The sequence below is a fragment of the Hydrogenophaga sp. IBVHS2 genome, assembly GCF_002127215.1.
In the GTDB taxonomy this organism is placed as follows: Bacteria; Pseudomonadota; Gammaproteobacteria; order Burkholderiales; family Burkholderiaceae_C; genus Hydrogenophaga.
On sequence record NZ_NFUT01000001.1, the window covers coordinates 25,721 to 38,074 of the forward strand.

The 12,354-nt window shown below is 70.1% G+C and carries 6 protein-coding genes; all 6 read right to left on the minus strand.

Annotated elements, in window-relative coordinates; genetic code table 11:
• Positions 1-101: 101 nt before the first annotated feature.
• The 6 genes from CAP38_RS00150 to CAP38_RS00175 all read right to left on the minus strand — a co-directional run bounded on the left by CAP38_RS00150 (position 102) and on the right by CAP38_RS00175 (position 12,296).
• Positions 102-548, minus strand: a complete 447-nt coding sequence (locus tag CAP38_RS00150; protein WP_086118882.1) for a response regulator — start codon at positions 546-548, stop codon at positions 102-104.
• On the minus strand, positions 545-3,193 hold the full coding sequence (locus CAP38_RS00155) for a PAS domain S-box protein (RefSeq protein WP_086118883.1): 2,649 nt from the start codon (positions 3,191-3,193) through the stop codon (positions 545-547). Before CAP38_RS00155 ends, CAP38_RS00150 begins: the two co-directional genes overlap by 4 nt.
• Complete coding sequence (locus CAP38_RS00160; protein WP_086118884.1) at positions 3,190-4,191, minus strand: ABC transporter substrate-binding protein; 1,002 nt, start codon at positions 4,189-4,191, stop codon at positions 3,190-3,192. The genes CAP38_RS00155 and CAP38_RS00160 overlap by 4 nt, the downstream gene beginning before the upstream one ends.
• Positions 4,188-5,405 carry an ATP-binding protein gene (locus tag CAP38_RS00165; RefSeq protein ID WP_179188407.1) on the minus strand — a complete coding sequence of 406 codons (1,218 nt, stop codon included), beginning with the start codon at positions 5,403-5,405 and terminating at the stop codon, positions 4,188-4,190. The genes CAP38_RS00160 and CAP38_RS00165 overlap by 4 nt, the downstream gene beginning before the upstream one ends.
• Positions 5,402-11,728: a PAS-domain containing protein gene (locus tag CAP38_RS00170; RefSeq protein ID WP_086118886.1), complete on the minus strand. Its 6,327-nt coding sequence runs from the start codon at positions 11,726-11,728 to the stop codon at positions 5,402-5,404. The genes CAP38_RS00165 and CAP38_RS00170 overlap by 4 nt, the downstream gene beginning before the upstream one ends.
• A 157-nt stretch (positions 11,729-11,885) precedes the next feature.
• Positions 11,886-12,296 (minus strand): response regulator, encoded by a 411-nt coding sequence (locus CAP38_RS00175; protein WP_086118887.1) that lies wholly within the window; start codon positions 12,294-12,296, stop codon positions 11,886-11,888.
• Positions 12,297-12,354: the final 58 nt, after the last annotated feature.

Sequence of the window (12,354 nt, forward strand, 5' to 3'; positions counted from 1 at the left end):
CCCCATCGACGGCAGCCGGGAGGCTTTCCCGGCTGTCTGATGGTTGATTCGACCAAAAGCGCCGGAACTTGAGCGCTTTTTCGGGGTTCAGGCCGGTTGGGTCAGTAGGCGCGCTCGTTGGCGCTGCACCAGTAGGCCTCGATCTGGGCCGCGATGTCCAGGAAGCGGGAAAAGCTCACCGGCTTCTCGATGTAGGAATTGGCCCCCAGGTCGTAGGTGGTCTGCAGGTCCCGCGACTCGCGCGACGAGGTCAGCATGACCACGGGGATGCGGCGGTAGTGCGGATGCTGCTTGAGCTGCTGGAGGACCTCGATGCCGTTGACCCGGGGCATGTTGATGTCGAGCAGGATGACCGCCGGCTGGGGCTCCCCTGCGTCCCAGCGGTTCAGGTAAGCGAGCGCTTCCTCGCCGTCTCGGGCTACCTGGATGGGATGGGCACAGGCCCGCCGGCTGAAGGCGCGCAGGGTGAGGTCCAGGTCCATGGGGTTGTCCTCCACCACCAGGATGGGGGCCAGCGGCGTGGTGGACGCAACGGTGGGCGCATTCATGCCGGCAACTCCAGGTGGAAGGTGGCGCCCTGCTCGGGCGCACTCTCGGCCCAGACCCGCCCGCCCATGCGCTGGGCGGCCTTGCTCACCAGGGCCAGACCGACCCCGGTGCCGGGGTAGGCGTCCGAGCGCTGCAGGCGCTGGAAGATACCGAAGATCTTGTCGCTGTATTTCATGTCGAAACCCACGCCGTTGTCCTTCACCCAGAGGTGATGTTGCCCGTTTTCAAGTCGGTTGCCCATCACCAGTTCTGGGTAGACACCCGGTCGGTGGAACTTCAGTGCATTGCCGATCAGGTTGCGCAGGATGACCGCCAGGCCTTCGCGGTCGGTGGTGAGCACGGTGGGCTGCAGCGCCGAGAGGTCGATGCGGGCGCCCAGGCGCTCGATGTCGGCGGCGTATTCCTCCAGCACCCGCTCGACCAGGGGCAGCAGCTCCACCGTCTGCTGCTCGACCGACCGCCGCTCCATGCGGGAATACGCCAGCAGGTCGCTGATGAGCAACCCCATCTGGGCCACTCCCCGCCGGATGCGATCCAGGTAAGCCCGCCCGGTGTCGTCCAGCCGCTCGGCATGGTCCTCCTGCAGCAGCTGGCTGTAACCGTCGATGCCTCGCAGCGGCGCCTTGAGGTCGTGCGAGACGGTGTAGGAAAACGCCTCCAGCTCGCGGTTGGCGGCCAGCAGTTCCTCGGTCCGCTGCTCCACCCGCTGCTCCAGCTCGGCATTGGTCTTCTCCAGCGCCGTCTGTGCCTGGCGCAGCGCGGTGATGTCGAGCACCGTGCCGGACAGCCGATGCCCGCCCTGGGCACCGGGCTCCTTGCGCACGCTGACCCGGAACCACTTCTCCGGACCCAGGTCGGGATGGCGGCGGAATTCCAGGCTCTGGGTCTCGCCGGGCGGGCGCCGGGCCGGCACGAAGGCCGCCACGGCGGCGACGTCCTGCGGGTGCACCAGGGCCAGATGGGATTTCAGGTCGGGCGGCGGTCCGTGTGCCGGATCGATCCCCATGTTGCGGTAGAGCTGGCCCGACCACCAGACCGGCTCGCCGGCGTGCGGGTCGAACGACCAGCTGCCCAGCCCGGCGATGGCCTCGGCCTGCTCCAGCAGCTGGGTCTGCCGGCGCAAGGCCTCGTTGGCGCGGCTGCGTTCGGTCACGTCCTGGACCGTGGACAGCAGGCGCAGCAGACGGCCGTGCGAGTCGCGCACGGCGCGGACCTCGATCTCGGCTTCCACCAGCTGCAGGTCCTTGCGCACGAAGCGTTTGTGCATGCCGTAGCTGTCACGCAGGCCGTCCTTCATCTGCTGCAGCAGGACCAGGTTGTTCTGCAGATCCGGGGACGGCGTCATCTCCGACCAGGTCATCTCCAGCAGCTCCTCGCGCGAGTAGCCCAGGATGTCGCAGAGGCGGTCGTTCACCTGCAGCCAGCGCTTGCTCTCGGGCGACGAGATGGCCATGCCGATGAAGGGCAGGTCGTAGAAGAGCCGCAGCTGCTCGGCCTGCTCGCGCTGGGCCAGCAGCGCTTCCTTCTGCACCGTGATGTCGAGCAGGATGCCGGTGATGCCGACCACCTGCCCGGCGGCATCGCGGTCGACCGCGGACCGGTCTTCCACCCAGATCCATCGACCGTCGCCGGTGCGCAGGCGGTATTCCTGCCGGTACTCGTCCGGACCCTGGGTGCGGTGGTGCTCCGACTGCAGCCAGACCGCATGCCAGTCATCGGGATGCACCAGCTCGGAAAAGGACAGCCGCCGGGCAACCAGGTCATGCGGGCTGTGCTGCCACTGCTCGATCGAGGTGCTGACGAAGCGGACCGCCCGATCGGCCGCCGGCGACCATTCCACGAACACCACCGGCGAGCGCGCCACCAGCGAGCCGAGGTGCCGCAGCTCGGCCTGCTGTGCCTGCAGGCGCTGCGCCATGCGGTCGACCTCGTTGCCGATGCTGGCCAGCTCGTCGCGCCCGGGCAGGGCTGCCCGGGCCTGCAGCTGGCCATCGCCCACCTGCTCCAGCGTGCGGACCAGCCGGCTCGCCCGCTTGAACCACAGCCGGTGCATGAGCAGCGCCAGCAGACCGGCCAGGGCCAGCAGCAGCACGCTCTCGCGCACGACCTCGGTGACCAGCGTGGAACGCAGCCGGGCCTTGGGGAAGGTGAGATCCACCAGGGTGACCAGGCGGCGATCCCCTGAGAAAGGGGCGACGCCCACCAGCGTGGTGCGGTCATCGAGCAGGCGCACCTGGATGCCCATGCGGTCGGCCGCAAACAGCTCGGGCCGGCGCGCCGGGACCGGCATCTGCGCCATGACCTCGTCGAAGCCTCGCCCGATGTCGGCGCGGATGATGGAGGCATCGATGCGACCATCCGGGGCCAGCAGGTAGGCCGACTGCATGCCGGTGTGCAGGCTCAGACCACCGATGATGCGCCGCACCTGCTGCGCATCCTCCAGGGTGGACAGGAAGCTCAGGCGGCTCTGCTCGACGCTCAGGCGCTCCCGCAGGCGGCGCGTCTCCTGTTCCACCACGTCGGCCTGCAGCGTGCGCAGCTGGGAGAGGAAGTTGACGCCGGAGGCCAGCATGGCGAACAGCACCATGATCAGGGGTGCCATCCAGCGCCCGGGCAGGCTGACCAGGGACAGGCGTCGGCTCATCGCCCCCCCGCCGTGATCACCCGCCTCGCCGGGCCGGTGTCGATCATTTGCTGCCAGTCCGGTTCGGTCCGGATCAGTCCCAGCTGCGCCATGAGCCGGGCCACCTCGCGGGCTCCGTGGAGCACCGGGCTGGCCGGATCGGACAGCGCGGCCAGCGATTCGTCCGGGGCAAAGAACTGGAGTCCGCCCATGACGGTGCGGTACTCGGCCACCTTCAGGTCGGTGCCCACGCTGAGGGATTCGGCGGCGCCCGCCGGATCCAGCATCAGCAGGGCCAGACCCCGTTGCCACGCCTGCAGCATGGCATCCACCGCCGCCGGCCGGGACTGCAGCACGTCGTGCCGGACGGCCAGCACGTCGAGCACCTGCCCGGGGATCTGGCGGGAATCGAACACCGGACGGAACCCGGCCGCCGCCATGGGCCCTGCCAGCGGCTGGTACGAGATGGCCGCGGCCACCTGCCCCGCCTTGAGGGCCTGCAGGTGCAGGGTGGCCTCGATGTTGACCTCGCGCACATCTCCGGGCGCCAGACCCGCGGCTTCGAGCAGCCGGTGCAGCATGAGCGTGCCCACCGAAGAGTCCTCCACCGCGATCGCCTGGCCCAGCAGGTCACCGAGCTGCCGGATGCGGGGTGCGACCATGACCACGTCGCCGCCACGGGAGGCGTCGAGCAGGGCCACGATGCGCAGGTCCAGGCCGCTGTCGCGCATGCGCAGCACCTCGTCGAAGGTGAGCGCTCCGGCGTCGAGCAGGTTGTTGCGCAGGTGGCGCTGGGTCTCGGCACCGGTGGCCAGCTCCACCACCTGGAGCAGGCCGCTGTCGAACAGCCGACGGTCCCGCGCCAGCACCAGCGGGTCATACCCGACCCAGGCGTTCATGCCCAGTCGGGCCGGCGGCAGCGGCGTCTCCAGGCAGCCCGCCAGGCAGCCGCCCAGGAAGGCCAGCGCGGTCCGCCTCCCGAACCGCAGCGGGTGATCCGCGCTGACCGGCGGAATCACGCCTCGGCTCCGATCGGCAACACCACGGTGAACACCGAGCCCTCACCCGGCACCGATTCGATCTCGATGCGGCCGCCATGGGCTTCGGCGATCTGCCGGGAGATGGTCAGGCCCAGGCCGGAGCCCTCGAACTCGCTGCGCAGGTGCAGGCGTCTGAACGGCTGGAACAGCTGGTCGACGTGCTGCGGTGCGATGCCGATGCCGTTGTCGATCACCCGGATCCGGACCTCGCCGCCGGCCATGCGGGCATCCACCCGCACATGCGGCACACGGCCCGGCGGGACGAACTTCAGGGCGTTGGACAGCAGGTTCTGGAACAGCAGCGACAGCAGGCTGGGCTGACCCTGCACCACCGGCAGCGGCGACAGGTCGAGCCGGGCCCCGGTGGCTGCCAGCCGCGCCGCCAGCACATCGCGCAGCTCGGCCAGCGTGCGGTCCAGCGCCACGGCTTGCGGCGGATCGCCTTCGGCGTTCTGCAGCCTGGCGTAGCGGACCACATCATCGAGCAGCGTGCGCATGCGCCCGCCGGCGCGGGTGGCCAGGCGCAGGAAATGCCGCGCCTCCTCCGGCAGCACCGGACCATGGTCTTCCTCGACGAGACCGACAAACTGCACGATGGTGTTGAGCGGCTCGCGCAGGTCGTGCGAGGCGATGCGCACGAACTGCAGCAGGCTTTCGTTGGCCACCCTGAGCTCGTCGGCCGTGCGCAGGAGCTCGCGGTGGCTCTGCTGCAGGTCGCGCAGGGCCACATCCAGGTTCTGCCGGTCGGCGACCGACGATTGCTTGAGCACGTCGTTGGCCTGCTTCAGGCGCAGCTGAGTGCGGACACGGGCCTGCACGATGGCCGGACGCACCGGCTTGGCGATGAAGTCGGCCGCGCCCTTCTCGAGGCCGGCCTGCTCGAAGCCGTCTTCGCTCAGGCTGGTGACCATGATCACCGGCAGGTCGGCCAGATCGGGCGTGGCCTTGAGCGTTTCCAGCACCTCGAAACCATTGAGGCCCGGCATCTGGGCATCGAGCAGCAGCAGGTCGGGCGGGCTGTCGTTGATCAGCCGCAGGGCATCGGAGCCATTGGTGGAGAACCGCAGGTGCCCCAGATCGCGCAGCGCCTTGCCCAGCGCGCGGATCATCCCCGGATCGTCATCGACGATCAGGATGTCCGGCGCCGTCGTGCTCTCCTTGCCGGAGATGTCCGCCGGATCCGCTCGTTTCATGCCGTCGATTCTCCCTGCAAAAGCCGGGCGGCGGCAGCGAAATCCAGCGCATCCATGAGCTGACCGGCGGCCTCCATGGTGGCATCCCCCAGGCGGGAACGCAGGCCGTCGGCCTGGGTCTCGAACAGCCCCAGGGCCTCCATGTCGTTGTTCGACAGCAGTTTCACCAGCCGCTCCAGGACGGCATCGCTGGCCGGGGGCACGCCCACCGCCACCGGCCGCTGCCCGGCCTGGCGCCCGATCCAGTCGGCCGACGCCGCCATCAGCCCCGAGAGGGCCTGCTGCAGCGCCAGCCAGGGCTCGGCCAGGGCCTCGGTCGGCTCGCCGTCGCGCAGACCGCATTCGATGCGGTCGGCCCACCGGGCCACCTCCACGGCGTCGATCATGCTGGCCGCGCCGCGCAGCTTGTGCAGCCGGGCGGCCAGCGCCGCGCGCTGGGCCTCGTCCGGCGGTGCCGGCCAGGCCTGGACGGCCATGTCGCCGAAGCCATCGGACAGGCGGGTGAGGGACAGGCGCAGCAAGGACACGTCGTGTCCCAGCCGGGCCGCCGCCCGAGGGCCGTCGATGCCCGCGATGTCCGGCCAGTCCTGGCCGTTGCCGGCCGGACGGGCCTCGTCCAGGGTGAGCACCGGCACCTGCAGCCCGGTGGCGCGTTCGATGGCCTGCCGCACCGTCCGCACCATGGTGGTGGGCTCCAGGGGCTTGGTCAGGAACTCGTTCATCCCGGCCTCCATCGCACGCCGCCGTTCCTGGGCCAGCGCGCCCGCGGTAAGGGCCACCACCGGCAGCCCGGCCAGTTCAGGCTCCTTCCGCATGGCACGGGTGGCCTCCAGCCCGTCCATCTCCGGCATCTGGACATCCATGAGGACGACGTCGAATTCGGCCGGGTCCTGCCGCAGCACGGCCAGGGCTTCGCGGCCGTTGCTGGCGGTGGTGACGGTGGCACCCTCGCGCGCCAGCAGGTGGGAGCCGATCTCCAGGTTGATGTCGCTGTCGTCGACCAGCAGGATGCGGACCCCCGGCAGTGACTGCACCTGCCCGCCGCCGGAGAGCACCGGCGAGGGCAGGACCCGGACCTGGCTGCCCTGGCGCCGCACCACGCTGTGGTTGACGGCATTGAACAGCACCGAGGCGTTGACCGGTTTGGTCAGGATGGCATCGGCGAGTCGACCGACGTCGAGGCCGGCCACCCGGTCCCGGTCGCTGGACGACACCATCAGCGTGGCCGGCAGGTTGGCCGCCCCCATCTGGTCGATGACCTGCTGCAGGGCGGTCAGACCGTCGATGCCGGGCAGCATCCAGTCGACCAGCATGGCATCCGGCATGGGCAGCCCCTGGGCCTGGCGACGGGCCATCCAGGCCACCAGGGCTTCGCCCGACTCGCAGACGTCGGTGCGCCAGCCGAAGGCGCGGGCCATGTCGACCAGCGCCTTGCGTTCGGCCGGCACGTCATCGACCACCAGCAGCTCGAGCGCGCCGCGCCCCCCCTGGTCGACGGCCTGCCGCAACGGCAGTTCGAAACGGAACTCGCTGCCCTGGCCTGGCGTGCTGTCGAGCCCGACCGTGCCGCCCATGAGCTCGACCAGCCGGCGCACGATGGACAGGCCCAGCCCGGTTCCCCCGAAGCGCCGGGTGGTGGAGGCGTCGGCCTGCGAGAACGGCGAGAACAGGCGCTCCTGCACCTCGGCCGGAATGCCCACGCCGGTGTCGACCACCCGCACGCCCAGCTGGATGTCGTCGGCGGCGGACTCCGACGGCAGCGGCAGCCGCTCGAAGTGCACCGTCACCGAACCCTGCTCGGTGAACTTCAAGGCATTGCCCACCAGGTTGGTCACCACCTGGCGCAGACGCAGCACATCGCCCAGCAAGGAGGCCGGCAGGGCCGGATCGAGCCGGAACTCCAGCGCCACCCCCTTGCCCTCGGCCTGCTGCAGGAACACGGCCTCCACCTCGGTGATGAGCTCGCGCAGGCGGAAGGGCTCGGCCTCCAGGGGCATCTCGCCGGCCTCGATCTTGGCCAGGTCCAGCACGTTGTTCACGATGGCCAGCAGCGACTGGCTGGCCATCTGCGACTTGCCCAGCAGCTGCTGCTGCCGCAGGCTCAGCGGTGTGTCGCTCAGGAGGTGGGTCAGGCCGATGACCGCATGCAGCGGCGTGCGGATCTCGTGGCTCATGTTGGCCAGGAACTCGCCCTTGGCGCGCGAGGCCTCCTGCGCCGCCTCGGTGGCCCGCACCAGGTCGGTGATGTCCAGCCGGAAGCCCACGGTGTGGCCGTCCGGCATGCGGCGATCGATGACCCGCACCACCTTGCCGCTGTCGAGCCGGTGCACGCTGGTGTGTTCGCCGGCCCGGAAATCGTCCAGCCGCTGGGCGATCCAGCCCGCCGGATCGCCCTGCGCTTCGGGGTACTGGCCGCGGCCCACACCCACCCGCAGGATGTCCTCGAACCGGCTGCCCGGCACGATCAGGTCGGCGACCGTCTCGTACAGCGCCCGGAACTTGTCGTTGCAGAACACCAGCCGCTCCTGTCCGTCGAACAGCACGAAGGCCTCGTCGATGGCGGTGATGGCGCCGCGCAGCAGGGCCTCGTTGCGTTCGCTGCGGCGCTCTGCCTGCTTGCGGTCGGCCAGGTCGGTGTAGGTGGTGACGAAGCCTCCGCCCGGCATCGGAGTGCCGCGCACCTCGATCGGCGTGCCGTCCGGACGCTGGCGCTCGAAGCGGTGTGGCACCGGCGCACGGGCCCTCGCCACGATCTGCTCGACGGCCTCTTCCACATCCACGCTGCCGTACTCGCCGCGCTCGGCATTGAAGCGGATGATGTCCTCGAAGTTGGGCACGCCGTTCTCGAACAGCGGCTCCAGCCCGAGCAGGGTGACGAATTCCTTGTTGCAGGCCACCAGATTGAGCTGGGCATCGAAGGCGCTCAGGCCGCAGGGCAGGTTGTCGAGGATGCTCTGCTGCAGGTCGTTGACGCGCCGCAGCTCGGCTTCCATGAGGTACCGGGCCGTGATGTCCTGCAGGGCCCCGACGATGCGGGTGGGCCGGCCCTGCTCGTCGAGCACCGGTTCGCCCACGGCACGCACCCGGATCTGACGGCCACGGGCCGTGATGAAGGGCAGCTCCAGATCGAAGGGCTCGGCCTCGCGCATGGCGCGGGCGATGGCGGCCCGGATGCGCTCGCGGGCTTCGCCCTCGGGGTAGAAGCTCAGCAGATGTTCGGGGTCGGGGTGGTAGGCATCGTCCACCTCGTGGATCTCGCGGGTCTGCCGGGTCCACTCCACATGGCCCTCGGCGGGGTCGTACTGCCATCCGCCCACGCCGGCCACGCGGCCGGTGCGCCGCAGCAGTGCCTCGCTTTCGGCCAGGCGGATCTGGGCCTCGCGGGCGCGGGTGACGTCCTGATGGGTGCCGTGCATCCATTCCGGCTTCCCGTCGTCGGTCCAGCTGGTCACCCGGCCCCGATCGAGCACCCAGACCCAGTGGCCGTCCTTGTGCCGCATGCGGGCTTCCACCTCGTAGTTGGGCGTTTCGCCGGCAAAGTGGCGCTGCAGGGCCGCTTCGGACAGCTTGAGGTCGTCGGGGTGGGTCAGGCGCTCCCAGGTCTGGATGCTCAAGGGCCCAAGTTCATCGAGGCGGTAGCCCACGATGTCGGCCCAGCGTTCGTTGAACCGGGTCTCGCCCGTCTGCACGTTCCAGGCCCAGGTGCCGGCATTGGTGCCGCGCAGGACGTCCTGCAGCATGCGGCGTTCGTCCATGAGGGACGCGGTGCGCTCCCGTACCGTGGCCTCCAGGTTGGCATTGAGCTCGGCCAGGGCCCGCTGGGCCGCGCGCTCGGCCGTGATGTCGCGCACCATGGCCGACACCCCGGCCACGCTGCCGTCGAGTTCGCGCAGGACCGACAGCGACATCGAGACCTGCAGGCCATCGCCCTTGCGGGTCCGGCAGGCGGCCTCCAGCACGTGGGCACCGGACTGTTCGGCCAGCCCGTCCAGCGGCAGGTAGCCGGTGCCGATGCGGTCGTCGGGCGCGATCAGGGCTTCCAGCAGACGCCCCACCGCCTGCTCGGCGCTGTAGCCGAACAGCTCGCGGGCGCCCCGGTTCCACGACGTCACCCGGCCCTGGGCATCCATGCCGATGATGGCGTCCGACGTCTGGTCCACCAGATCGGCCAGCCGCAGCCGCTGGCTGCGCGCGTCCAGCCGGCGCCGCACACCCACCCAGTACAGGTAAAGCATCACGCCGCCCACGACACCCACCGCCCCGTACAGGGGCAGGCGGGACAGGGCCTCGTTCCAGGCACGGGCCTCCACCTGGCTGACGGGCAGGGTGGCGATGTAGCGCAGGCTGCCGACGTCGGAATCGGGGTTGCTCTGCAGCACCCGCATGGCGAGCACCACCGGCCCCTCGGGACTGTTCCAGCGGGTGCGGCCGGGCTGTCCGTCCAGCACCTCGACCTGGTAGTCGTCGGTCCACCGACGCACCGGCCCGAACTCGTGGGCATAACGGCGGGCCACGTCGGGATGTTCGAGGTAGTCACCCCGGCTGTTGAGCACCATGGAGGTGATCGAGGTCCGCAACTCTTCCTCCATCATGCTGGTCGGCGAGAGCGCGCCCACCGGCAGGAAAGGGACGCTGTTGACCGCCATCACCAGCACCGCCACCGGCTGGCCGGCGGGGTTGAGCACCGGGGTCGAGAACTGGACCAGCGGCCGCAGCGGCCGGCGCACCTCGCCATGCTCGCGCAGCAGCGTGACATCGGAGACGAACACCTCGCCCTGCCCCAGGCGGGCCGCCTGCACGATTTCCTGGGCCTCGGGCTCGGCCCGCAGTTCCTGGGGGGGCACCGCCAGCACCGCCTCGCCCCGGCGCTCGACGCGGAACAGCTCGCGGGCGCCGTTGCGAAGCCCGGTCAGCCGCAAGGAATGCAGCTCGGGATTGGCCTTGAGGTACGCCGCAAACAGCCGCTCCAGCGCCCGCTGGTCCTGCGCACTGCCGGCGCCGTCCGCCGCACGCTCCTGGGCGACCACCTCCACCTCCGAGGTCGACGCCAGGAACACCACGCTCTTGCGCCGGAAAGCCCGCCGGGCATCCACCGCCTCGGCCTGAGCGGACACCAGGGTCTCCAGCTGGGCCCGGGCTTCCCTCAGGCCTGCGTTGAGGCGGCTGTCGTGGTCGAGCCAGACCAGCACCGCCACCACCAGCAGATAGATCGCCAGGACGCTCAGCGTGAGACGCTGGCGCAGGAAGCCGGACAAGCCGAGCCGCCCGGCATCGGCATTGATCGGGGGGTAATCGACCGGGACCAGCGCCTCACTGGTCTGGCGCTGCCGCATCAGCAGCCAGACCATCAGGGCCAGCAGGGTGCTGACCAGCGCGCCCTGCCAGAAGCGGGTCTTTGCCGAGGAGGTCTGCACCGCCTCCAGCAACGGTGTCAGCGCCTGGACCTCCAGCACCCAGTCGCGCCCTGCCACCGTGAGGTCGAGGCGCAGCGGCGCCATGTCCAGTTCCGACACATCCAGGCCGGTCGTGCGCTGCAGGAAGGGCTGGCCGCCGGACTTGTCGCTCAGACGGACCGACACCTCCCCGGCCATCGGGCCCAGGTCGGCGAGGATTTCCTCGGCCACCAGGGGCGCGTAGGCCCAGCCCACGGTCGCTTCGCGCCGCGCACCGGTCTCGACCGGCACTGCGCCGCTGCGGTAGACCGGCAGCAGCATCAGAAACCCGCTGCCGGCCTTGCCCGATGCCTGCACCAGGGTGATGGGGGCGGTGAGCCGGGCCTCCCCGCTGTCCATGGCGGCAATGGCCGCTTCGCGGCGGTGGATTTCGGAAGCGATGTCCAGTCCGGTGGCCCCGGTGTTGTCGGCCAGCGGGTAGATGTACTGGATGACGAAGCGCTCGCCCTCGTGCGGGCCGATCTCCCGGATGCTGAAGCCCGCCGGCCCCTCGGCGCGCGCAGCGGCCAGGAAATCGGCCTCCGCGGCACGCGGCACCTTGCGGATGAAACCGAACCCGCGCGCGCCGGGAAACTCCCGCCGCATGTCCCGGCTGGCCACGTAGGCCTCGAAGGCAGGCCGGTTGATGCCGTCGGCGCCCGCCGCCATCACCGCGCCGCGGGTGCCCTTGAGCCCGTATTCGTAGATCAGGAACCGGTCGCGGACGTGCTGGGCCACGCTGGTGGCGGCTTCCTGCAGCCGGCGTTCGGCCGCGCGGCGGTTGTCCTGCTGGGTGGACCAGCCCAGTCCTGCCGAGACGAGCAGTCCCAGGATCCACAACAGGATCGCCCAGCGGCGTGGCCCGGCCAGTCGCCCCATCGAATTCGCCATCCTCCGGACCTCCACCCACGAACGGACACGGGCACACCCCGAATGGCCGCCCTCACCAACCCATGCTAGCACCCGTATAGGGGACGCCTGCACCGAAGAACAGGTGATTCGTGGTCTATTTCCTGCCGGTGTCTCGTACCGGTGTCGCCGTCCGCCTTCAGGCGGCGGACCCGCCCGTCACCAGCCCGGCCAGTGCCGGCAGGGCAGCCGCCACCTGGCGTTCCAGGGGTTTGGTCAGGTAGCCCTTGACCGAGGCATGGCGGGCGGCGCGTTCCCGGTCGGTCGGGTCGGACGAGGAGGACAGCATCAGCACCACCGCCCCGCCCTGCTGGGCCGGGGTGAGCGCCTCGAATGCCTCCAGGAACTCGAAGCCGTTCATGACCGGCATGTTGATGTCGAGCAGGATGATGGAGACGCCATGGCACGGCGTGTCGCGCAGGTGGTCCAGGGCCTGTGCGGCGCGTTCGAAGCCCAGGATGTCGTAATCGACCCCGCAACGCTGCAGGATCAGCCGCGTGAACAGCAGGTCGTTGTCGTTGTCGTCGACCATCATCACTCGCAACGTCATGGCTTCTCCGGGGGAACTGGGGGTGGCTCTTGTCTGGGGTATGGTATTGCGGTTTGGG

Excerpts from the sequence above, each read along its gene's own strand:
- CAP38_RS00150 (WP_086118882.1), bottom strand. The coding sequence starts at position 548 with ATGAATGCGCCCACCGTTGCGTCCACCACGCCGCTGGCCCCCATCCTG.
- CAP38_RS00155 (WP_086118883.1), bottom strand. The coding sequence starts at position 3,193 with ATGAGCCGACGCCTGTCCCTGGTCAGCCTGCCCGGGCGCTGGATGGCA.
- CAP38_RS00175 (WP_086118887.1), bottom strand. The coding sequence starts at position 12,296 with ATGACGTTGCGAGTGATGATGGTCGACGACAACGACAACGACCTGCTG.
- CAP38_RS00170 (WP_086118886.1), bottom strand. The coding sequence starts at position 11,728 with ATGGCGAATTCGATGGGGCGACTGGCCGGGCCACGCCGCTGGGCGATC.
- CAP38_RS00165 (WP_179188407.1), bottom strand. The coding sequence starts at position 5,405 with ATGAAACGAGCGGATCCGGCGGACATCTCCGGCAAGGAGAGCACGACG.